This is a genomic window from Burkholderia metallica, from assembly GCF_001718555.1.
Lineage (GTDB): Bacteria > Pseudomonadota > Gammaproteobacteria > Burkholderiales > Burkholderiaceae > Burkholderia > Burkholderia metallica.
On sequence record NZ_CP013401.1, the window covers coordinates 721754 to 743790 of the forward strand.

Sequence of the window (22037 nt, forward strand, 5' to 3'; positions counted from 1 at the left end):
AGCAGCAAGCGGCGCGGTCTCGCGCCGCCGTGTCAGCACGTGAAAATCTTGCCCGGATTCATCAGGTTGCGCGGATCGAGCGCGAGCTTGATCGCACGCATCGTATCGATCGCGGCGTCGCCATGCTCTTTCGGCAGGAAGCGCATCTTGTGCAGCCCGACGCCGTGCTCGCCCGTGCAGGTGCCGCCGAGGCGCAGCGCGCGCTCGACGATCCGGTCGTTGATGTGCTCGGCTTCCGCGATTTCTTCCGGCTTGTCGGGATCGATCAGGATCGCGACGTGGAAATTGCCGTCGCCGACGTGGCCGACGATCGGGCAGGGCAGCGACGACGCGCGCAGGTCGACTTCCGTTTCCTCGACGCACGCGGCGAGCTGCGAGATCGGCACGCACACGTCGGTCGTCACCGCGCGGCAGCCGGGTTTCAACTGCAGCATCGCGAAATACGCGTTGTGGCGCGCGGCCCAGAGGCGGCTGCGGTCCTCGGGGCGGGTCGCCCATTCGAAGCCCTGGCCGTTGTTCTGGCCGGCGAGCGCCTGCACGAGCTCGGCCTGTTCCTTCACGCCGGCTTCGGTGCCGTGGAATTCGAAGAACAGCGTCGGCGCTTCGGTCAGCGTCAGGTTCGAATGGCGGTTGATCGAGCGCACCGCGAGCGCATCGACGAATTCGACGCGCGCGATCGGCACGCCGATCTGGATCGTCTCGATCACGGTGCGCACCGCGTCGCCCATCGACGGGAACGTGCAGATCGCGGCCGATACGGCTTCGGGCAGCGGATGCAGGCGCAGCGTGATCTCGGTGATCACGCCGAGCGTGCCTTCGGAGCCGACGAACAGGCGTGTGAGGTCGTAGCCGGCCGACGACTTGCGCGCGCGCGAGCCGGTTTTCACCACGCGGCCGTCGGCGAGCACTGCGGTGAGGCCGAGCACGTTCTCGCGCATCGTGCCGTAGCGCACGGCGTTGGTGCCCGACGCGCGGGTCGCGGTCATCCCGCCGATGCTGGCGTCGGCGCCCGGGTCGATCGGGAAGAACAGGCCGGTGTCGCGCAGCGCTTCGTTGAGCGCCTTGCGCGTGATGCCCGGCTCGACGGTGACGGTCAGGTCTTCGGCGTTGATCGACAGCACGCGGTTCATTTCCGACAGGTCGAGCGACACGCCGCCGCGCACCGCGAGCAGGTGGCCTTCGAGCGACGAGCCGGCGCCGTACGGGATCAGCGGCACGCCGTACAGCGCGCACAGCGACACGACTTCGCGCACGTCGTCCGCGCTGTGCGCGAACACGACGGCGTCGGGCAGTTGGGGGTCGAACGGCGATTCGTCGCGCCCGTGATGGGCGCGCACGGCATCGGCGGTCGACACGCGCTCGCCGAAGGCGGCGCGCAGCGCATCGAGCATGGCGGGGGGAAGCGGGCGGCGCGTGGCGGCCGGCGGGGCAGGGTGATTCACGAACGTCTCCTTGTCGATCCGGGTGAGCGCATCGGCGCCGCCCCGGCTCCCGTGCTGCAGGGTTTCGGCCCATTCTACGCTGTAACGCCCGCTGCGCCTGCCGCCGCGGGCTGCGATAATCGCGTTCGAACGCAACCGGGCCGCGTCGCGGCCGAGCACGAGAGGACATTCGCATGGGCAACCGCTTGAGCAAGATCGCCACGCGCACGGGCGACGACGGCACCACCGGCCTCGGCGACGGCCGGCGCGTCGGCAAGGACGATACGCGCATCGCCGCGATCGGCGACGTCGACGAGCTGAACTCGAACCTCGGCGTGCTGCTCGCCGAAACGCTGCCGGACGATGTGCGCACGGCGCTGGTCACGATCCAGCACGACCTGTTCGATCTCGGCGGCGAATTGTGCATTCCCGGCCATACGGTGCTCGACGACACGCATCTCGCGCGGCTCGACCGCTGGCTGGCCGACTACAACGCGACGCTGCCGCCGCTGAAGGAATTCATCCTGCCGGCCGGCTCGCGCGCGGCGTCGCTCGCGCACGTGTGCCGGACCGTGTGCCGCCGCGCGGAGCGTTCGATCGTCGCGCTCGGGCGCACCGACACGCTCAACGATGCGCCGCGGCGCTACGTGAACCGGCTGTCGGACCTGCTGTTCGTGCTGGCGCGCGTACTGAACCGTACCGACGGCGGGTCGGACGTGCTGTGGGAGCGCGGCCGCGTCCGCTGACGCTTCGTCTCCTTTTTGCGCTGCGACAATTTGACCGAGGGGCATGTTTTCTTAAACATGTATTGTATGTGCATGTTTAACGGAGAACGAACATGACCCACATCACCGCTGACCAGATGGCTCGCGTGAAGGCCACTGCCCCTGTCCTCGCCGAGCACGGCGCGACGATCACGAAGCATTTCTACCAGCGCATGTTCGCGCGCCATCCGGAACTGAAGAACCTGTTCAACCAGACGCACCAGAAAACCGGCAGCCAGCCGGAGACGCTCGCGAAGGCCGTCTACGCGTATGCGGCGAACATCGACAATCTCGGCGCGCTGGGCGGCGCCGTGACCAGGATCGCGCACAAGCACGCGAGCCTGAACATCCGCCCGGAGCATTACCCGATCGTCGGCGAGAACCTGCTCGCGTCGATCGTCGAGGTGCTGGGCGACGCGGTCGACGCGGAAACGCTCGAAGCATGGCGCGTCGCATATGGCCAGCTCGCGCAGATCATGATCGGCGCCGAAGCCGACCTGTACGCGAACGCGGCATGGAGCGGTTTCCGTCCGTTCAAGGTCGAGCGCAAGGTGCGCGAAAGCGACGAGATCACGTCGTTCTACCTGACGCCCGCCGACGGCGGCGAAGCGCCGACGTTCGAGCCGGGCCAGTACGTCACGGTGAAGCGTTTCGTCGGCGATCTCGGCGTCGACCAGCCGCGCCAGTACAGCCTGTCCGACGCGCCGCACTGCAAGTGGCTGCGCATCTCGGTGAAGCGCGAGGCGGGCAAGCCGGAAGTCATTCCGGCCGGCAAGGTGTCGACGCTGCTGCACGACGGCGTCGAGGAAGGGGCGATCGTCGAGGTGACCGCGCCGATGGGCGAGTTCTCGCTGAAGCGCGGCGTCGAGACGCCGGTGGTGCTGATCTCCGGCGGCGTCGGCATCACGCCGATGATGTCGATGGCGTCGACGCTGGTGGCTGAAGGCAGCAAGCGCGACGTGCGGTTCGTCCACGCGTGCCGCTCGGGCGCGGTGCACGCGTTCCGCGACTGGCTGAACGACACGGCGCGCGCGCACGCGAACGTCAGGCGCACGGTGCTGTACGAACGGGTCGGCCCGGCCGACCGTGCCGGTATCGATCACGATCTCGAAGGGCGCCTGACGCCGGAGCGCGTGAAGCAATACGCGCTGGTGCCGGACGCCGACTACTACATCTGCGGGCCGATCGCGTTCATGAAGGCACAACGTGACGCGCTGGCCGCGCTCGGCGTCGCGCCGGAGCGCATCCATACCGAGATCTTCGGCTCGGGCGCGCTCGAGTGATGGCCCGACGATCGTTTTCCGGCCTGTAAGCCAAACCCGGCACGAGCCGGGTTTTGCTTTTTGCACGGGGGCAGGGCGTCAGGCGCGCAGCACCAACGTCGCGTGATAGCGCCACACTTTGGGATCGGCGCTGACGAGCGGCATGCCTTCATGGAGTGCCTGCGCGACCATCACGCGGTCGAACGGATCGGCATGATCCGGAAAATCGGGTAGTGCGGCGACACCTTCGACGTGATCGCTGCTGATCGGCAATTCCGCAAAACCCGCAAGCCGGAATGCCGAACGCGCATCGCGTGGATGGACGGGCAGATTGCCTTTGCGGTATTTGGTCGCGATTTCCCAGATGGACGCAGCGCTGACGTACAGCGTGTTTTCCGGATGTTCGATCCACGCTGCCGCAGTTGCCGAAAGTTGACGCGCACCCTCAGCCGCCCATAGCGCAATGTGCGTATCGAGCAGCAGCTTCACGGTGCGAGCCCCTGTTCCGAGCTGGCATCGAAGTCGGTGGCAATCGATTCATCGCCGGTATTGAATGCCTCGACGGTGGTCGGGATATTCAGCCCCGCAAGCAACTGACGGGCTGCACCGATCCGCTTCGGCGCAGCATAAGGAACGATCCGGGCAACCGGATGACCATTGCGGGCGATCACGACTTTGGATTCTCGCCCCAGTTCAAGCGCTTCGACGAGGCTCGAGAGCCGTGACTTGGCGTCGTGCATGTTGACGGTCGGCATGATCGTCCCTTGGCTAGCCAAATGATGTTAGCTAGTCTGGCAGACCGAAGCGACGACCGCAGGCTGGCCGCATGGCCGATCCGCCGCCCGGCGGCCAACCTGCTGGCGTCCGTCAGTTCCCGCTGCCGCGCGTGACGCGGCGCGCCTTCACCGCTTCCGCGAGGCCTTCGAGCACCTTCACGCTGTCGTCCCACGCGATGCACGCATCGGTGATGCTCTGGCCGTAGGTCAGCTCGCAGCCTTCCTTCAGGTCCTGACGCCCCTCGACGAGGTGCGACTCGATCATCACGCCGACGATGCGGGCGTCGCCGGCCGCGATCTGGCGGCCGATGTCCGCGCAGACCGGGATCTGGTTTTCGTGTTTCTTCGAGCTGTTCGCGTGGCTCGCGTCGATCATCAGGCGCGCGGCGAGGCCGGCCTTGCCGATGTCCGCGCACGCGGCGTTCACGCTGTCGGCATCGTAGTTCGGCGTCTTGCCGCCGCGCAGGATCACGTGGCAGTCCTCGTTGCCGGCCGTCGACACGATCGCCGAATGGCCGCCCTTCGTCACCGACAGGAAATGGTGCGGCTGCGACGCGGCCTTGATCGCGTCGACCGCGATCTTCACGTTGCCGTCGGTGCCGTTCTTGAAGCCGACCGGGCACGACAGCCCCGACGCAAGCTCGCGGTGCACCTGCGACTCGGTCGTGCGTGCGCCGATCGCGCCCCACGAGATCAGGTCGGCGATGTACTGCGGGCTGATCATGTCGAGGTATTCGGTCGCGGCCGGCAGCCCCATCTCGTTGATCTGCAGCAGCAGCTCGCGCGCGGTGCGCAGCCCTTCGTTGATCTTGAAGCTGTTGTCGAGGTGCGGATCGTTGATGAGCCCCTTCCAGCCGACCGTCGTGCGCGGCTTCTCGAAGTACACGCGCATCACGATTTCCAGCTCGCCCTTGAAGCGCTCGCGTTCCTTCACGAGCCGGCCCGCGTATTCGATCGCCGCCTTCGTGTCGTGGATCGAGCACGGCCCGATGACGACGATCAGCCGGTCGTCCATCCCGTGCAGGATGCGGTGCATCGACTGGCGCGCGTTGTAGATCAGCTCGGATGCGGCTTCGGAGCACGCGAATTCGCGGATCAGGTGGGCGGGCGGCGTCAGTTCCTTGAGTTCGCGAATGCGGACGTCGTCGGTATTGTGCGGGGGCATGCAGTTTCTCCTAAGTTCCGGGCGCCGTTCGGTCAGTGCGAGTGCGCGTGCGGCAGATTCATCAATTCAAGCGATTCAGTGGTTTCGGTCGGGGCCGCGATGTCGCTGCGGCGGCGACCGGCTGGCGAAGGGCGAAAAAAAACCGCCGGGTTCGCCGGCGGTTTTTTCGGGAATTTCGGTTGCGCTTGACGCGCCATCAACCCTCTCGATCCGCCAACGGTCTGAGATGCCAAAAAAAGTAAAAGTAAAACTTGGCGGACATGACGGAAATGGAGTTCGTCAAAAAAGTTGATTCGGAATTTATACCCCGTCGCCGCGCGGCTGGCAACCGGGGGTGGTCGAAAATGCGGACATTCCGCGCGTTTTCTTCAAAATACGCGGAATGTCTGCGCGGCGATGCGGTTATGCCGTACCGCCGACCGTCATCCTGTCGATCCGCAGGGTCGGCTGGCCGACGCCGACCGGCACGCTCTGGCCTTCCTTGCCGCATACGCCGACACCGCTGTCGAGCGACATGTCGTTACCGATCATGCTGACGTCCTTCAGCGATTCGGGGCCGCTGCCGATCAGCGTCGCGCCCTTCACCGGGTAGGTGACCTTGCCGTTCTCGATCATGTACGCCTCGGAGGCCGAGAACACGAACTTGCCGTTCGTGATGTCGACCTGGCCGCCGCCGAAGTTCACCGCGTACAGGCCGTTCTTCACCGACGCGATGATTTCCTGCGGGTCCTTGTCGCCGTTGAGCATGTACGTGTTCGTCATGCGCGGCATCGGCAGCGCCGCGTACGACTCGCGCCGCGCGTTGCCCGTGACCGGCATCTTCATCAGGCGCGCGTTCAGCGTGTCCTGGATGTAGCCCTTGAGGATGCCGTCCTCGATCAGCGTCGTGCACTGCGTCGGGTTGCCTTCGTCGTCGATGTTCAGCGAGCCGCGGCGGTTCGGCAGCGTGCCGTCGTCGACGACGGTCACGCCCTTCGCGGCGACCCGCTCGCCGATCCGGCCGGCGAACGCCGACGAACCCTTGCGGTTGAAATCGCCCTCGAGGCCGTGGCCGATCGCCTCGTGCAGCAGCACGCCCGGCCAGCCCGGGCCGAGCACGACTGTCATCGCGCCGGCCGGCGCGGGGCGGGCGTCAAGGTTCACGAGCGCTGCATGCACGGCGTCGTCGACGTAGCGCGACAGCACGTCGTCGGTGAAGTAGCCGTAGTCGAAGCGGCCGCCGCCGCCGCCGGAGCCGATCTCGCGGCGGCCGTTCTGTTCCGCGATCACCGTGACCGACACGCGCACGAGCGGGCGGATGTCGGCCGCGAGCGCGCCGTCGCTGCGCGCGACCAGCACGACGTCGTATTCGCCGGCGAGGCCCGCCATCACCTGCGTGATGCGCGGGTCGCGGCCGCGCGCCATCTGCTCGATGCGCTCGAGCAGCTTGACCTTGGCCGTCGCATCGAGCGACGCGAGCGGATCGGACGGCAGGTACAGGTCGCGGCCCGAGATGCCCGTCAGCGACGTCGCCGCCTTGATCTTCTGGCGGCCGCCGCCGGCCGCCGCGATCGCCTTGGTGGCCGCGGCGGCTTGCGCGATCGCTTCCGGCGACAGGTCGTCCGAGTAAGCGAACGCGGTGCGGTCGCCCGCGACCGCGCGCACGCCGACGCCCTGGTCGATGCTGAAGCTGCCCGATTTGACGATGCCTTCCTCGAGGCTCCACGCTTCGCTGCGGGTCGCCTGGAAGTACAGGTCCGCGTAGTCGACGCGATGCGTGAAGATGTCGGCGATCGTGCGCGTGAGCAGGCTTTCGTCGAGGCCGTACGGCGTGAGCAGGATGTCCTTCGCCAGCGCGAGGTTGCGGATGCCGGGTTCGATGATGTTCATGCGGATATCGGGGGTTCTCAAAAAGTTGTCGGGTGCTGCTGGGCAGATGGGTTGGTCGCGCGGCGTTTCAAGCAGCGCGGCGAATTCAGGTCAGCACGCGGTGTCGCCACGCGGGCAGGCTCTGGCGCACATCGGCGATGCGCTGCGGATCGATCGCGCCGAGCACGACGCTGGCGCCCACGTCGCGGACCGCGACGATCTCGCCCCACGGGTCGATCAGCATGCTGTGACCCCACGTGCGCCGGCCGTTCTCGTGCTTGCCGCCTTGTGCGGCCGCGAGCACGTAACACTGGTTCTCGACGGCCCGCGCGCGCAGCAGCGTTTCCCAGTGCGCGCGGCCCGTCGTATACGTAAACGCCGACGGCACGACGATCAGCGCGCAGTCGCCCAGGCGGCGATACAGCTCCGGAAAGCGGAGATCGTAACAGACCGACAGGCCGACCCGCCCGAACGGCGCGTCGAACGCGACGACCGTGTCGCCCGCGCGGATCGTGCGCGCCTCGTCGAACGATTCGTCGCCCTTCTCGAAGTTGAACAGGTGGATCTTGTCGTAGCGCGCGGCCTCGTTGCCGGACGGATCGAAGACGAGCGTCGTGTTGAGCACGCGATCGGCCTCCGGCGCCTTCAGCGGCAGCGTGCCGCCGATCACCCAGACGCCGTGGCGGCGCGCGGCGTCCGCCAGGAAGCGCTGGATCGGGCCGTCCTGGTAAGGCTCGGCGAGCGCGAGCTTGTCGGTGTCGCGCTGACCCATGAAGCAGAAGTATTCGGGCAGCAGCACGAGCCGTGCGCCTTCACCGGCGGCTTCCGCGATCAGGCGGCGCGCTTCGTCGAGATTGCGCGTGACGTCCGGCGTGCTCACCATCTGCAGCGCGGCGACCCGGAAGGGCGTGGCGGAACGGGTAAGGTCGGTCATCGCAGGATCGGTTGCGTGATAAATGGGGTGCGGCCCGGCACCGTGCGCGGTTCGATGCGCGGCTCAATGACTCGCCGCATCGGCCGGACCGTGATTCATCTTACCCTGATCGCCCCGCACCCGCTCGATGTGCGGGTGCGCCCACGAGCCGGTGATCGCGTAGTCGAGCGCGAACGCGTGCGACAGCGTCTCCGACAGCGCGTAGTTCGCGGCCAGCACGCCGACGCCGAGCAGCGGGTTGATGATCGCCGCCCCGATCGCGGCCGCGCCCGCGCTGATTTTCGGCGCGACGTGCGCGTGCAGGTCCTGCGTCTCGGTGCCCAGATCGACCGCGCCGCGTACGGTGACGTTTGCGGGCCCCGTCATCATCGAGAAGTCGTCGGTGCGGGCGATCCCGTTCGAGATTCGGCCGGTACCGGTGATCTTGTCGAACGGCAGCCCCTTGCCGATCACGTCGCGGAAATTCAGCGTCAGGAAGCGCGCGAGGCTCTGCAGGCTCAGCACGCCGAGCAGCTTCGCCGCGCCCGGATCGACCTTCAGGATCTGGCCGTGTTCGAGATCGAGCGCGATCTGGCCGCCGAGCGACGGGAAGTCGAGCGCGGTCGGGCCGCCGCGCCAGCCCACCTTGCCGGTGACCGAGCCGTGGCCGTCCGCGAGCGTGCGCGGCAGGCCGACGCGATCGAGCAGCGCGCCCGCGTTGTCGATGTCGAGCTTGAAGTCGAACACGGTGCGGCGCGGCGCATCGCTCTCGTCGGCGCCGCGGGCGAGCGCCCGGCGCGACGTGCGCCAGTTGCCGGTCGCCGTCAGTTTCGCGGCCGGGTTCGACAGCTCCAGCTTGTCGAGCTGCCACACGGGCGTGCCGTCTTCGTCGATGTTGCGCGCGTTGACGACCAGGCGGCCGATGTCGTGGTTGCGCGCGACGACCTGGTCGACGATCAGGTCGATCGACGGCATCGGGCGATCGGTCGGCGTCGGCAGGTTCATCGCGCGGCCGACGAGATCGTGCTGCGCGCTGTCCGGGATCACGAGCTTCGCGAGCCGCGCGTTCAGCACGCCCGCGCCGTTGTGGCCGCCGCCCGGCGCCCACGACAGGTAGCCCGACACCTGGTTCGACGCGATGTTCGCCTGCCAGAGCTCGTCGACGTGCGACGCGCCGACGATCACGTTTTCCCAGTTGCGCTTGAGCAGCTTCAGCGTACCGAAATGGAGCGCGAAGCGCTTCGGCGCAAAGCTCGCGAAATCGACGCGCGGCGCGCTCTGCGGCTCCGGCACGCGCGGCGTGTCGGGCTTCAGCGTACGGGCCAGCGCGAGCCACGCATCGGCGTCCAGCTCGTTGACGTCGACGGCCGCGCTCACGCCGTCCTGCGGCATGTCGGGCATCCGGTGGATGCCCATCGCGCCGCGTACCGCGCGCAGCGGCTGGCCGTGCGTCGCGTCGAGCAGGTAGGTGGCCGACACGGGGCCGAGCGTCAGGTCGGCATGTTCGAGGCGCTTGCCGTCCGCCTGCGGCGCCGGCTGCAGCGTAAAGCTGAACGGCATCGGCGTGCCGGCCGGTTTCGCGAACGGCGCCGGGAAGTTCAGCGCGACACCCGTCAGGTCGGAATGCGCACTGACGTCGGGCAGCCGGCCCGGCGCGCCGCGCACGGCGACCTTGTACGGCGCATCGCCGACCACGTGCTCGAGCAGCGCGGCGGCGGGGCCGTGCAGATTCAGCCCGCGTGCGGCGTCGAGCGCGAGCCGGCCGTCGACGTTCACGGCGTACGGGCCGTGCGACTGGAAGTTGCCGTTCGCGCGCACCGGGCCGCCGAGGAACCGCCCGGACAGGTCGTGCAGCGACGCGCCGGCCTCGGTGAAGCGGACGCTGCCGCGCAGCGCCGACAACGGCGGCACGCCGCTGGTCGACAGCGTGTTGCCGCCGAATGCGAGCGCCCCTTCGATATGCGTATGCGGATGGGCGACGTGCTGCGGAATCGTGATCTTGAGCGCGAGCGACGCGGGCCCCTGCGCGTCGATCCGCTGGCCGATATGGCCGCTCATCGTGCCGAGCGAGCTGTTGTCCGCGTAGTCGATCAGGTCGGCGAGCGGGCCCTGCGCATGGCCGTCGATGATCAGCGGCGAGTGGGTCGGGTTGCCGAGATCGTCGATGCGGCCCGTGACCTTCGTCAACGCGACGCGCTTGTAGTGCGCGCGCCCGATGTCGAAGCGCAGCTTGTTCTGCGCGAGCTCGAACACGCCGTCGATCCCGTCGAGCGCCGGCCAGACGCTTGGCGTGCCGTTCGCGAGCTTGCGCGGCGGGTACGGCGTCGGCTCGAAGCGGCCGCCGGTGAACGGCGCGACGATGTGGAACACGCCGGCGTCCGGCTCGTGTTCGAACGGGAATTTTTCGAGCGGGCCGCGTGCGACGATCGACGCGCCCTTGGTCACCTTGCCGTCCTGCAGTGCGTGGCCGAGATAGTCGCGCAGGTGCTCGGACATCCCGGTCGGCAGGTAGCGCGGAATGCGCGCGACCGACGCGCGCGCGAAATCGGCGCGCAGGTCGAGCGAGCCGCGGCCGTGGCCGGGGTTCGTGTACGAGCCCGACACCGCAATTTCGGCATCGGGGTTCGACACGAACAGGTCGGACAGCGAGACGTCGACGCGCGCATGCTTGTCGCCGGGCGCGGGCGTGATCGCCCATTTCGCGTTGCCGCGCAGCCGGTCGAACGTCAGGCGCGGCTCGTCGAATTCGCCCGGCACCGTGACGGCTGCGTCGACCGTGTCGATATGCGCGGAGCCGCCCGTCTCGCTCGCATCGACGCGGCCCCACAGGTTCTCGACGCCCGGCCAGCCCGCGCGCGGGTGGCCGCGCGGCGAGAGCCCCGGCGGCGGCTCCTGCGCGGCGAAGCTGATGCCTTGCAGGTCGCCGAGGAAACGGTAGCGGACGATCGGCGCGGCGCCCATGCGCCGCTCCTCGTCGGCGAGATCGGCATGCGCGGGTTTCGCGCGCTCGACCTCGATGTGATAGTTCGACACCATCCCGCGCGGGTCGAGCTTGATCAGCTCGTTGCGAAGGCGCGCCGGCAGCGGCAGCCCGCGGATGAACTCGCTGAGGATGCCGAGATCGACGCGGTCGCCGACGACACTGAGCAACTGCCCCTGGTTCGCGGTCGGCACGCGGTAGCGGGCCGTCAGCGTCGACAGCGCGAGCGAGCGGGCGAGCGGCGTGCCGTCCGGCAGCGGCGGCTGGCCGAGCTCCGCGTTGAAGCGCGTCAGGTGCAGCATGTAGTCGTGGCCGGCGTCGAGCTGCATGTCCCAGCCGAAGCCGACCGTCGGCACGTCGAGCCGCGGCTGCGTCGGGCGCACGCGCAGCGCGACGTCCGCGCCCTGCAGGTTGCCGCCCGCCGAGTGCAGGTGGCCGTCGCCGAAGGTGGCCCAGATCGCGTTGTCGATCCGGCCCGCGTGAATCGTGAGCGGCATGTCGAGGTAGCGCGCGAGCGTCTGCAGGTCGACCGGGCCCGTCGACAGGTACGCATCGCCCGTCCAGTTCGACGGCTTGCCGACCGGCGCGAGCGGCTTGTGCCTGAAGCGCGCGCGGAAATCGAGCGGGCCGAGCAGCAGCGTGCCGTTCGCGGGCGCCTGCAGCGCGGCCTTGTGCACGCGGCCGTCGTTGAGTACCGCGAGCCGGATGCCCGACAGCACGAGTTCCGGCGCATCGTGCTGCGCGTCGCGCCAGCGCAGCGTGCCGCCGCGCAGCACGATCGCCTCCTGCTTCAGCAGCCACGTGCCGAACGTGTCGTTGCCGCCGTGGGTGGTCGCCACGCCGACGCCGGCGATGCTCAGCGAGCCGTCGGCCGTACGCGCGACGACGAGGTCGGGCTGATCGACGATCAGGCTCGACAGCGCGGGCGACAGCCGCAGCAGCGACAGCCACGACAGCGCGGCCGTCGCGTGCGGCACCGACAGCGCGACCTGGCCGTCGCGGCCGCGGATCGTCAGGTTCGTGAGTTCGACGCCCGGCTGCATGCCGGACCAGCTGGGGGAAAGCTTGCCGATCGAAAGCTGCGCGTGGAGCTTGTCGGACACCGCCTGCTCGATGCGCGGGCGGAATTCGTCGATGCGGGGCAGCACTACGTAGCGCAGCCCGAGGAACGCGCCGGCCGCGACGAAGTAGGTGCCGATCCCGACTGCCAGCGTCACCCTGAACACGCGGCGCAGGACCGGATGATCGTGCTTCGGAGGTCCCGCTTCGGGCGCAGCTACGGCGGATTCCTGACGGTCGGACATGCGGCGGACGGGCGGCGATATGGTAGTTTTGCAGACTGACGTTGAAATGTATCACACGGGTTCGTGCCGGCGGCCGTTGCGGCAGCGCGGCACGGGCTTTCCGGCGCGCGGTTTCGCGACGGGCGCACCTGCGTTCCGCGATGCCGCGCCGAGTCCATGGGGCCGGCCGGGCGCGGGGCGCGCATGCGCTTCCGGTGCCGGCCGGCCTTTCCGCCAGGCCCGCTTCTCGATGACCGACGCTTCCGCCCTGATCTGCACGTCCTATTCCCGTTACCTGGCCCGCGCGGCGGCCGCGCGACCCGCGCTGGCCGACCAGGTCGCCGCGTGGGCCGCCGCGCCGCTCGGTCGCGCGCAGCTCGACGCGCGCCTGACCGAGCTGCTCGCGACGCCGGCCGGCACGGCCGCGCCGACCGAGGAGCAACTGAAGCGCGCGCTGCGGCAACTGCGGGCCGAGGCATTCGGCGCCGTGGCGGAGCGCGACCTGCGCGGGCTCGCGGACGTCGCCGAGGTGACGGGCGCGATGACCGATCTCGCCGAAGTGGCCGTGCAGCGCTCGCTCGCGCTGCTGTCGGCCGAACTCGAGGCGCTGTACGGCGAGCCGCGCGGCGCCGACGGCCAGCGCGTCGTGCTCGGCGTGGTCGGGATGGGCAAGCTCGGCGGCCGCGAGTTGAACGTGTCGTCGGACATCGACCTGATCTTCGTCTACGAGGACGACGGCGAGACGACCGGCGGCACGCGTTCGCCGCTGTCCACGCAGGAATACTTCACGCGGCTCGGCCGGCGCCTGATCGGCGTGCTGTCGGAGGTCACCGCCGACGGCTACGTGTTTCGCGTCGACATGCGGCTGCGCCCGAACGGCGATTCGGGGCCGCTCGTCTGCAGCCTCGGGATGCTCGAAGAGTATTTCTACGTGCAGGGGCGCGAGTGGGAGCGCTACGCGTGGATCAAGGGCAGGCTCGTGTCGGAAGGCGACAGCGACGCGGCGCAGCGGCTGGCGTCGCAGCTCGAATCGATCGTCAAGCCGTTCGTGTACCGGCGCTATCTCGATTTCGGCGTGATCGGCGCGATTCGTTCGCTGCACCAGCAGATTCGTCACGAAGCCGCGCGCCGGGCGTCGATGCGGCCCGACAAGGCCGACGACATCAAGCTCGGGCGCGGCGGCATTCGCGAGATCGAGTTCAGCGCGCAGGTGTTCCAGCTGATCCGCGGCGGCCAGGATGCGGAATTCCGCGTGCGGCCGACGCTCGTGGTGCTGCGCCATGCGCAGGCGCGCGGGCTGATCGGCGACGATGTGCGCGCCCGCCTGACCGACGCGTACAACTTCCTGCGCACGCTCGAGCACCGGCTGCAGTACCGCGACGACGCGCAGACGCATGCGATGCCGGTCGAGCCCGGCGAACGCGCGGCGCTGGCCGCGTCGCTCGGTTTTGCCGACTATGCGGCGCTGATGACGGTGCTGGACGGCCACCGCACGTTCGTCGAGGCGCAGTTCGACCAGATTTTTGCCGACAAGGCGAGCGGCATGCCCTGCGCGGCCGGTGACGACACGGCGGCCGCATGGATCTGGAGCGGCGCGCTGGCCGACGACGGCGAGGACGACGCGCTGGTCGCGCGCCTCGACGGCCTCGGCTTTACCGATCCGGCAGCCGTGCTCGCGCGGTTGCGCGCGATCTGGCAGTCCTCGCGCTACACGGGCCTGCCGGAAAAGAGCCGGCAGCGCTTCGACAGCGTCGCGCAGCGGGCGCTCGACGCCGCGCCGAAGATCGACGCCGCGCGCCGCGACGACACGATCGTGCGCCTGTTCGACCTGCTCGAGACGGTCAGCCGGCGCGGGGTCTATCTCGCGCTGCTGACCGAATACCCGGCCGCGCTCGACCGCGTGCTGTCGGTGCTCGGGGCGACGCGCTGGGGCGGCGGCTACCTGATCCGCCACCCGCAACTGCTCGACGAGCTGCTCGACGACGAGGCGATCGCCAGCCCGTTCGACTGGCCGGCGTTCAAGGACGCGCTGCGCGCGCGCCTCGCCGCGGCCGACGGCCCCGAGCAGCAGATGGACCTGCTGCGGCACGCGCAGCACGCGGAGGTGTTCCGAATCCTGCTGATCGATCTGGCCGGGCAACTGTCGGTCGAGCACGTGAGCGACCGGTTGTCCGAGCTGGCCGACGCGGTGCTCGACGTGACGATCGAGGTCGTCTGGTCGCAGCTCGCGAAGCGCCATCGCGACGTGCCGAAGTTCGCGGTGATCGCGTACGGCAAGCTGGGCGGCAAGGAGCTCGGCTACGCATCCGATCTCGACCTGATCTTTCTGTACGACGACGCCGACGAGCGCTCGGCGGACGTCTACACGACCTTCACGCGGCGCCTGATCACGTGGCTCACCACCGCGACCGGGGCCGGCGCGCTGTTCGACATCGACCTGCGGCTGCGGCCGAATGGCGAAGCGGGGCTGCTCGTCACCGATCTCGACGCGTTCCGCCGCTACCAGCTGCGCGAGGGCGACGCCGCGAACACCGCGTGGGTCTGGGAGCACCAGGCGCTGACCCGCGCCCGCTACAGCGCGGGCGACGCGCAGATCGGCGCGGATTTCGAGGCGATCCGCCAGCAGGTGCTGACGACCCCGCGCGACGGCGCCGTGCTCGCGAAGGAAATCGTCGACATGCGCGGCAAGGTGTTTGCCGGCCACCCGAACCAGACCGAGCTGTTCGACCTGAAGCACGACCGCGGCGGGATGGTCGACATCGAATTCATCGTCCAGTACTGGGTGCTGCTGCACGCGTCGAGCGACGCCGAGCTGATCCGCAACACGGGCAATATCGCGCTCTTGCGCGAGGTCGCGCGCTTCGGGCTGATGGGCGAGGACGAGGCCGAGCGCGTCGGCGCCGCCTACCGTACGTACCGGAAACTGCAGCACAAGCTGCGGCTCGACGGGATGGAGAAGGCGCGGGTCGATCCGGCCGTGGTGGCCGACGAGCGGGCGGCCGTGACGGCGCTGTGGACGCGCGTGTTCGGCTCGGTTGAAACGGAGAGTTGAAACGGCCGTTCGATCTGGTGGGGCAGGGCGGACGCGATCGTGCCGCCGTGCTCGGAAAAAGACCGGCGCGTGCGCCGGTCTTTTCGCGTTCGATCAACGGATCAACGGATGGCCGGCGTCAGGCCGCGAGCATTTCCTTCGCGTGCTTGCGCGTCGTGGCCGTGATTTCGAGCCCGCCGAGCATTCGCGCGACTTCCTCGATCCGGTTGGCCCGGTCGAGCGCGACGACCGTCGACACCGTGCCGCCGCGATCGTCGGCGCCTTTCGCGACCTGGAAGTGGTGGTCGCCGCGTGCAGCGACTTGCGGCAGGTGCGTCACGCACAGCACCTGGCGATCGCGCCCGAGCTGGTGCAGCAGGCGGCCGACCACTTCGGCGACGCCGCCGCCGATTCCCGTATCGACTTCGTCGAAGATCAGCGTCGGCGTCGGGCTGGCCGCGCTCGCGATCACCGCGAGCGCGAGGCTGATCCGCGCGAGTTCGCCGCCCGATGCGACCTTCGCGAGCGGCCGCAGCGGGACGCCCGGGTGCCCGGCCACGCGGAACTCGACCTGCTCGAGCCCGTGCGGGCCGCCGTCGGCGAGCGGCACGAGCGCGACTTCGAAACTGCCGCCCGCCATCGACAGCTCCTGCATGCCGGCCGTGACGGCCGTGCCGAGCGCCTTGGCGGCTTGCGTGCGTGCCTTGGACAGATGTCTGGCGTCGGCGAGGTAGGCTTCCCGCGCCTTGGCCTGCACCGCCTCGAGCGCGCCGAGATCGGCGGCCGCGTCGAGCGCGGCGAGCTGCGCGCGGCGTGCCGCGTGTTCTTCGTGCAGCGTGTCGGGCGGCAGCCGGAACTTGCGGGCGGTCGAGTGCAGCGCGTCGAGCCGCGTTTCGACCTGCGCGAGCCGTTCCGGATCGAGATCGATGCGCTGCACATAGTGCGACAGCGAATAGACGGCTTCCTGCAACTGGATTTCGGCCGGTTCGAGCGACGCGAGCGCGTCGCCGAGCGCCGCGTCGTAGTCGGCGAGGCTGCGCAGCTTCGACACGATCGTGCCGAGCTGCGCGAGCATCGCGTCGTCGGACTCGGAGAGCGCGTTGAGCGCACCGCGCACGCCTTCGATCAGGTTCGCCGAATGCGACAGGCGCTTGTGCTCGTTGCTGACTTCGTCCCATTCGCCGGCCTGCGGCGCGAGCTTGTCGAGCTCGGCGAGCTGCCATGCGAGCTTTTCGCGTTCGAGCTGCAGTTCGCGCTCGTGCGCCTTCGCGGCGTCGATCGCCTGCGTCGCGTCGCGCCACACGCGCCATGCGCGTGCGACGTTCGCCGCGTCGGCGACGAGCCCCGCGTGCGTGTCGAACAGCTCGCGCTGCGCGTCGGGCCGCATCAGCAGCTGGTGCGCATGCTGGCCGTGGATGTCGACGAGCATTTCGCCGAGTTCGCGCAGTTGCGCGAGCGTCGCGCTGGTGCCGTTGATGAACGCGCGCGACCGGCCGTTCGCGTCGATCACGCGGCGCAGCATCACGGTGTCCTCGGCGTCGAACGCATGCTCGTCGAGCCAGCGCGCGACGCGGTCGTGCGGCGTGAATTCGGCGGTGATGTCGGCGCGGCTGCAGCCGGTGCGCACGACGCTCGCGTCGGCACGCTCGCCGAGCGCGAGGGCGAGGGCGTCGATCAGGATCGATTTTCCGGCACCGGTCTCGCCGGAAAAGACGGAAAAGCCGCTGTCGAATTCGAGATCGAGCGCGGCGACGATGACGAAGTCGCGGATCGAGAGGTGGCGGAGCATGATGTCGGGCGGAGCGGCGTCAGGACGCCTTGTCGTCTTCGTTCGAGGCGTGTTCGTTCCAGTGCAGCTTCTTGCGCAGCGTTGCATAGTAGCTGTAGCCGATCGGGTGCAGGAACGGCACCGTGTGCTTCGAGCGGCGCACCTCGATCGTGTCGTTCAGTTCGAGCGCGGTGAACGACTGCATGTCGAAGTTCACGTTGACGTCGCGCCCGCCGACGATCTGGATCGCGATTTTCGAATCGTCGGGCAGCACGATCGGCCGGTTCGACAGCGCGTGCGGCGCAATCGGCACGAGCACGACGCCCTGCAGCTGCGGATGGAGGATCGGGCCGGCGGACGACAGCGCATACGCGGTCGAACCGGTGGGCGTGGCGACGATCAGGCCGTCCGAACGCTGGTTGTACATGTACCGGCCGTCGACCGACGCGCGCAGCTCGACCATGCCGGAGAAGCCGCTGCGGTTCACGACGACGTCGTTGAACGCGAGCGCATGGTAGATCGGTTCGCCGTCGCGCATGATCCGGGCCTCGAGCAGCGAGCGCTCCTCGCGCTCGAACTTGCCCGACAGGATCACCGGCACGAGCGCCTGCATGTCGGCCGCCGCGATATCGGTGATGAAGCCGAGCCGCCCGTGGTTGATCCCGATCAGCGGTGTCTTGTACGGCGCGAGCTGGCGGCCGATGCCGAGCATCGTGCCGTCGCCGCCCAGCACGACCGCCACGTCGGCGCGCGCCCCGATTTCGGCCGGGGTCAGCGCCGGGTAGCCGTCGATGCCGATCTCGCGCGCGGTCTCGGCTTCGAAGACGACCTCGAAGCCCCGTTTGGCGATGCAGGCGGCCAGCGTGGCGAGCGGCTCGGCGATGTTGGGCGTGTTGCTCCGGCCGACGAGCGCGACAGTGTTGAACTGATTACCGGTTTTCATGCCGGCATTACACCATAGCTCGTTGACGAAAAGAACCGGCTGTGCGCGGGCGGGGCCGGATCGGGCCGGCCCGCGCAATGGTTGCCGACGCCACTCGCCGCGCCCGCGCGGTTGCGCTAGAATTTTCCACCATGCTAGATCCTCGCGCACGAACCCTCCTGAAAACCCTGATCGAACGGTATATCGCCGACGGTCAGCCAGTCGGATCGCGCACGTTGTCCCGTTACTCCGGGCTCGAGCTGAGCCCGGCGACGATCCGCAACGTGATGTCCGACCTGGAGGAGCTCGGCCTCGTATCGAGCCCGCACACGTCGGCCGGCCGCGTGCCGACGCCGCGCGGCTACCGGCTGTTCGTCGACACGATGCTGACGGTCGAGGCGCCGATCGACGCCGAGGCCGTCGCGCGGCAGGTGCAGAACACGCTGCAGGCCGGCGAGCCGCAGCAGCGCGTCGTGGCGGCTGCCGCGAGCGTGCTGTCGAACCTGTCGCAGTTCGCGGGCGTCGTACTGACGCCGCGCCGCAGCCACGTGTTCAAGCAGATCGAGTTCATGCGGTTGTCGGACAAGCGTATCCTGCTGATCATCGTCACGCCCGAGGGCGACGTGCAGAACCGGATGCTCGCGACGCCGCGCGACTACTCGCCGTCGCAACTGACCGAAGCGTCCAATTACATCAACGCGCATTTCGCCGGACTGTCGTTCGACGAGGTGCGCCGCCGCCTGCGCGACGAGATCGACCAGTTGCGCGGCGACATGACCGCGCTGATGCACGCGGCCGTGACGGCTAGCACCGAGGTGCCCGACACCGAGGACACCGTGCTGATTTCCGGCGAACGCAACCTGCTCGAGGTGGCGGATCTCTCTTCCGACATGGCGCGGCTGCGCAAGCTGTTCGACGTATTCGACCAAAAGACGGGCTTCCTGCAACTGCTCGACGTGTCGAGCCACGCCCAGGGCGTGCAGATTTTCATCGGCGGTGAATCGACGCTCGTGCCGATCGAGGAAATGAGTGTCGTGACCGCGCCTTACGAGGTGAACGGGCAGATCGTCGGCACGCTCGGCGTGATCGGCCCGACCCGCATGGCGTACAACCGCGTGATACCGATCGTCGACATCACCGCGCGCCTGCTGTCGCTCACGCTGAGCCAGCAGTAGCCTGCCGCCGCCAGCCCGATCCCGCACCGCCATCGTGCCGCGGCGGCGTGCATCCCGACAGTCGGCCGAACGGCCAGCCGACCGCCGCGAGGCGGCCCGCTATAATTGAGAGCCGTCCGGTCCCGTGCCTCGAGCACGTTCTTGCCCATGCGTTTCGATCTTGAGCCGCCTTCGAGCACCGCGGCCGCCCATCGCACCGGTGTGCTGCTGATCAATCTCGGCACGCCCGACGCTCCGACGCCACGCGCGGTGCGCCGCTATCTGGCTGAATTCCTGTCGGATCCGCGCGTCGTCGAGATTCCGCAGGCCGTCTGGCAGGTGCTGCTGCGCACGTTGATCCTGCCGCTGCGCGGCCGTGCGTCCGCGAAGAAATACGCGGCCGTCTGGATGCCCGAGGGCTCGCCGCTGCGCGTGTACACCGAGCGCCAGACCGACAGCGTGCGCCACCTGCTCACGTCGAACGGCTATCACGTGACGGTCGACTACGCGATGCGCTACGGCAGTCCGAACATTTCGCACGCACTCGCGCAGTTCAAGCGCGCGGGCGTCGAGCGCGTGCTGCTGATGCCGATGTATCCGCAATACTCGGCGTCGACCACGGCCACCGCATTCGACGCCGCATTCAACGCGCTCGCGCGCATGCGCAACCAGCCGGAGGTGCGCACGGTGCGGCACTACGCCGACCATCCGGCCTATATCCACGCGCTGGCCGAGCAGGTGCGCCAGTACTGGGCGCAGCATGGCCGGCCCGACTTCGCTGCCGGCGACAAGCTCGTGCTGAGCTTTCACGGCGTGCCGAAGCGCACGCTCGACCTCGGCGACCCCTACCACGACCAGTGCCAGCAGACGGGCGCGCTGCTGATGGCCGCGCTCGGGCTGTCGACGACCGAATGCCGCGTGACGTTTCAGTCGCGCTTCGGCAAGGCCGAATGGCTGCAGCCCTATACCGCGCCCACGCTGCGCGAGTTCGGCGAGGCCGGTGTGCGGCGGGCCGACGTGTTCTGTCCCGGTTTCACGGCCGACTGCCTGGAGACGATCGAGGAGATCGGCATGGAAGTGCGCGACGAGTTCCTCGCCGGCGGCGGCAAGGCGTTCCACCGCATTCCGTGCCTGAACGGCGCGCCCGCCTGGATCGGCGCGCTCGGCGAGATCGTCGCCGAGAATCTGCAGGGCTGGCCGGTCAAGGCCGTGCAGCCCGAAACGGTGAGTTGAGATGAAACGATCCTTGCGCGCTCTTCGGGCGGTCAGCCCTCTTGAGGCGGCCCGGCGGAGACTGACATGAACTACAAGATTTCGACCGATCCGGGCGCGAAGCTGCGCATCGACAAATGGCTGTGGGCAGCCCGGTTCTTCAAGACGCGTTCGCTCGCGACCGAGGCGGTCGACAAGGGACACGTGAAGATCGGCGGCGCGGCGGTCAAGCCGGCCAAGGACGTGCGGGTGGGCGACGAGGTCGAGATTGCGATTGACGGCATCGTCTGGCACATTGCCGTGCTTGGCGTGTGCGACGTGCGCGGGCCGGCGAGCGTCGCGCAGACGCTTTACGAGGAAACGGGAGCGGGGCGGGCCGCGCGGCTCGCCGAACTGGAGCGCCGCCGCACGTATCGCGAGCCGGCGGCCGAATTGCACGGCCGGCCGACGAAGCGCGACCGGCGCATCATCGACAGATTTTCTGGTGGGAGCTGAACATCTGGTCGAACGTCGCCCGCGCGCTCCCGTATTCGGTCGTGCGGTCGGTAACGGCTCCAGACAGGCAGATGGTGGTGGTGCCGGCAATGAGTACCAGCGCGACCACCGATATCGCAAAGGTCAGTTTCACGGTACTCCCCCTCGAAAGAAGGGTGAAAACGGCGCCAGGTGGATGTCAGGCGACGGTCAGCTAGGGGTAAACACGCTTTTCCGACGTCTGGATGGAGTGTAGTGCAGCGGGCCTGTGTCAAGCTAGTACTTGCCAGGTAAGCGTTGTTACCGCCTGTTTCGCCCCTGCGGCGGACTATGCGGGCAATGCACCGGTGCCGCGCGCGGTTGTTTCGCGGCAATGGCGAATGTCGGCGAATAACCCCCTTGAAATCGTCGTTTTCACCCTTATTTGCACCAGCAATGTGCGGTGCCGCCGGGTATATGGCTCGGCGGTTGCCGATTTGGCTTCAACCTCTAATCGACTTTCAGCGACATGGAAAACACGCAAGAGAACCCGGCTACCCAATCGGCCGAAGATATCGGCAGCGAGAAGCAGGCGGCGCAAGGCGCTGCCCCCGCCGCCGAAGCAGCCGACGCGGCGCTCGCGGAGGCTCAGGCCAAGGTCGCCGAGCTGCAGGAAAGCTTCCTGCGGGCGAAGGCCGAGACCGAGAACGTCCGCCGCCGTGCGCAGGACGACGTCTCGAAGGCGCACAAGTTCGCGATCGAGAGCTTCGCGGAGCATCTGCTGCCCGTGCTGGACAGTCTGGAAGCGGCCGTCAACGATACGTCCGGCGACATCGCGAAGGTGCGCGAAGGCGTCGAGCTGACGCTGCGCCAGCTCACGAGCGCGCTCGAGAAGGGCCGCGTCGTCGCGCTGAACCCGGTCGGCGAGAAGTTCGATCCGCACCAGCACCAGGCGATTTCGATGGTGCCGGCCGAGCAGGAGCCGAACACCGTCGTCACGGTGCTGCAAAAGGGCTACATGATCGCCGACCGCGTGCTGCGCCCGGCGCTCGTCACCGTCGCCCAGCCGAAGTAAGGCCGTCGCG

Annotated in this window: 16 protein-coding genes and 1 pseudogene; 7 read left to right on the top strand and 10 right to left on the bottom strand. The window is 68.6% G+C overall.

What is annotated here, in order from left to right:
- Positions 1 to 32 precede the first annotated feature (32 nt).
- Positions 33 to 1713: pseudogene (locus WJ16_RS03285) on the bottom strand (FAD-binding oxidoreductase).
- Between WJ16_RS03285 and WJ16_RS03290 the strand changes: the two are divergent.
- On the top strand, positions 1616 to 2167 hold the full coding sequence (locus WJ16_RS03290) for a cob(I)yrinic acid a,c-diamide adenosyltransferase (RefSeq protein ID WP_069255826.1): 552 nt from the start codon (positions 1616 to 1618) through the stop codon (positions 2165 to 2167). The pseudogene WJ16_RS03285 and the gene WJ16_RS03290 overlap by 98 nt on opposite strands.
- A gap of 92 nt (positions 2168 to 2259) precedes the next feature.
- Positions 2260 to 3468, top strand: a complete 1209-nt coding sequence (hmpA, locus tag WJ16_RS03295; protein ID WP_069255827.1) for an NO-inducible flavohemoprotein — start codon at positions 2260 to 2262, stop codon at positions 3466 to 3468.
- A gap of 78 nt (positions 3469 to 3546) precedes the next feature.
- On the opposite strand, the gene WJ16_RS03300 is transcribed toward hmpA, so the two are convergent.
- The 6 genes from WJ16_RS03300 to WJ16_RS03325 form a co-directional block, all read right to left on the bottom strand.
- Positions 3547 to 3936, bottom strand: a complete 390-nt coding sequence (locus tag WJ16_RS03300; RefSeq protein WP_069255828.1) for a type II toxin-antitoxin system VapC family toxin — start codon at positions 3934 to 3936, stop codon at positions 3547 to 3549.
- The gene (locus WJ16_RS03305) at positions 3933 to 4202 is read right to left on the bottom strand and encodes a type II toxin-antitoxin system Phd/YefM family antitoxin (RefSeq protein WP_069257939.1); all 270 of its coding nucleotides are present in this window, start codon (positions 4200 to 4202) and stop codon (positions 3933 to 3935) included. The genes WJ16_RS03300 and WJ16_RS03305 overlap by 4 nt, the downstream gene beginning before the upstream one ends.
- 112 nt (positions 4203 to 4314) lie before the next feature.
- On the bottom strand, positions 4315 to 5388 hold the full coding sequence (aroG, locus tag WJ16_RS03310) for a 3-deoxy-7-phosphoheptulonate synthase AroG (protein ID WP_069255829.1): 1074 nt from the start codon (positions 5386 to 5388) through the stop codon (positions 4315 to 4317).
- Positions 5389 to 5790: 402 nt separating this feature from the next.
- A complete protein-coding gene (tldD, locus tag WJ16_RS03315; protein ID WP_069255830.1) occupies positions 5791 to 7257 on the bottom strand; it encodes a metalloprotease TldD in 1467 nt (488 codons plus the stop codon).
- Positions 7258 to 7342: 85 nt separating this feature from the next.
- Entirely contained in the window at positions 7343 to 8170 is an 828-nt protein-coding gene (locus tag WJ16_RS03320; protein ID WP_069255831.1) for a carbon-nitrogen hydrolase family protein, read from the bottom strand.
- A 63-nt stretch (positions 8171 to 8233) separates the two neighbouring features.
- Positions 8234 to 12433: a YhdP family protein gene (locus WJ16_RS03325; protein WP_069255832.1), complete on the bottom strand. Its 4200-nt coding sequence runs from the start codon at positions 12431 to 12433 to the stop codon at positions 8234 to 8236.
- 229 nt (positions 12434 to 12662) lie between these two features.
- On the opposite strand from WJ16_RS03325, the gene glnE reads away from it, so the two are divergent.
- Positions 12663 to 15464, top strand: a complete 2802-nt coding sequence (gene glnE / locus WJ16_RS03330) for a bifunctional [glutamate--ammonia ligase]-adenylyl-L-tyrosine phosphorylase/[glutamate--ammonia-ligase] adenylyltransferase (protein ID WP_069257940.1) — start codon at positions 12663 to 12665, stop codon at positions 15462 to 15464.
- Between the two features lie 118 nt (positions 15465 to 15582).
- Here glnE and recN read toward each other — a convergent pair whose 3' ends face one another.
- Both recN and WJ16_RS03340 read right to left on the bottom strand, forming a co-directional pair.
- Positions 15583 to 17232, bottom strand: a complete 1650-nt coding sequence (recN, locus tag WJ16_RS03335; RefSeq protein ID WP_069255833.1) for a DNA repair protein RecN — start codon at positions 17230 to 17232, stop codon at positions 15583 to 15585.
- 19 nt (positions 17233 to 17251) lie between these two features.
- Entirely contained in the window at positions 17252 to 18154 is a 903-nt protein-coding gene (locus tag WJ16_RS03340) for an NAD kinase (protein WP_069255834.1), read from the bottom strand.
- 131 nt (positions 18155 to 18285) lie between these two features.
- Here WJ16_RS03340 and hrcA point away from each other — a divergent pair, with 131 nt between their 5' ends.
- From hrcA to WJ16_RS03355, 3 genes are all read left to right on the top strand, one after another.
- Positions 18286 to 19308, top strand: a complete 1023-nt coding sequence (gene hrcA / locus WJ16_RS03345; RefSeq protein ID WP_069255835.1) for a heat-inducible transcriptional repressor HrcA — start codon at positions 18286 to 18288, stop codon at positions 19306 to 19308.
- A gap of 147 nt (positions 19309 to 19455) precedes the next feature.
- Positions 19456 to 20520 carry a ferrochelatase gene (gene hemH, locus WJ16_RS03350; RefSeq protein ID WP_069255836.1) on the top strand — a complete coding sequence of 355 codons (1065 nt, stop codon included), beginning with the start codon at positions 19456 to 19458 and terminating at the stop codon, positions 20518 to 20520.
- A 66-nt stretch (positions 20521 to 20586) separates the two neighbouring features.
- Positions 20587 to 20994 carry an RNA-binding S4 domain-containing protein gene (locus WJ16_RS03355; RefSeq protein ID WP_069255837.1) on the top strand — a complete coding sequence of 136 codons (408 nt, stop codon included), beginning with the start codon at positions 20587 to 20589 and terminating at the stop codon, positions 20992 to 20994.
- Here the strand turns inward: WJ16_RS03355 and WJ16_RS35205 are convergent.
- Complete coding sequence (locus WJ16_RS35205; protein WP_006476841.1) at positions 20966 to 21127, bottom strand: hypothetical protein; 162 nt, start codon at positions 21125 to 21127, stop codon at positions 20966 to 20968. The two genes, WJ16_RS03355 and WJ16_RS35205, sit on opposite strands and share 29 nt — an antisense overlap.
- A 354-nt stretch (positions 21128 to 21481) precedes the next feature.
- Here WJ16_RS35205 and grpE point away from each other — a divergent pair, with 354 nt between their 5' ends.
- Positions 21482 to 22027 (top strand): nucleotide exchange factor GrpE, encoded by a 546-nt coding sequence (grpE, locus tag WJ16_RS03360; RefSeq protein ID WP_069255838.1) that lies wholly within the window; start codon positions 21482 to 21484, stop codon positions 22025 to 22027.
- The last annotated feature ends 10 nt before the right edge of the window (positions 22028 to 22037 follow it).

Excerpts from the sequence above, each read along its gene's own strand:
- WJ16_RS03290 (WP_069255826.1), top strand. The coding sequence starts at position 1,616 with ATGGGCAACCGCTTGAGCAAGATCGCCACGCGCACGGGCGACGACGGC.
- hmpA (WP_069255827.1), top strand. The coding sequence starts at position 2,260 with ATGACCCACATCACCGCTGACCAGATGGCTCGCGTGAAGGCCACTGCC.
- WJ16_RS03305 (WP_069257939.1), bottom strand. The coding sequence starts at position 4,202 with ATGCCGACCGTCAACATGCACGACGCCAAGTCACGGCTCTCGAGCCTC.
- aroG (WP_069255829.1), bottom strand. The coding sequence starts at position 5,388 with ATGCCCCCGCACAATACCGACGACGTCCGCATTCGCGAACTCAAGGAA.
- tldD (WP_069255830.1), bottom strand. The coding sequence starts at position 7,257 with ATGAACATCATCGAACCCGGCATCCGCAACCTCGCGCTGGCGAAGGAC.
- WJ16_RS03320 (WP_069255831.1), bottom strand. The coding sequence starts at position 8,170 with ATGACCGACCTTACCCGTTCCGCCACGCCCTTCCGGGTCGCCGCGCTG.
- WJ16_RS03325 (WP_069255832.1), bottom strand. The coding sequence starts at position 12,433 with ATGTCCGACCGTCAGGAATCCGCCGTAGCTGCGCCCGAAGCGGGACCT.
- glnE (WP_069257940.1), top strand. The coding sequence starts at position 12,663 with ATGACCGACGCTTCCGCCCTGATCTGCACGTCCTATTCCCGTTACCTG.
- recN (WP_069255833.1), bottom strand. The coding sequence starts at position 17,232 with ATGCTCCGCCACCTCTCGATCCGCGACTTCGTCATCGTCGCCGCGCTC.
- WJ16_RS03340 (WP_069255834.1), bottom strand. The coding sequence starts at position 18,154 with ATGAAAACCGGTAATCAGTTCAACACTGTCGCGCTCGTCGGCCGGAGC.
- hrcA (WP_069255835.1), top strand. The coding sequence starts at position 18,286 with ATGCTAGATCCTCGCGCACGAACCCTCCTGAAAACCCTGATCGAACGG.
- hemH (WP_069255836.1), top strand. The coding sequence starts at position 19,456 with ATGCGTTTCGATCTTGAGCCGCCTTCGAGCACCGCGGCCGCCCATCGC.
- WJ16_RS03355 (WP_069255837.1), top strand. The coding sequence starts at position 20,587 with ATGAACTACAAGATTTCGACCGATCCGGGCGCGAAGCTGCGCATCGAC.
- grpE (WP_069255838.1), top strand. The coding sequence starts at position 21,482 with ATGGAAAACACGCAAGAGAACCCGGCTACCCAATCGGCCGAAGATATC.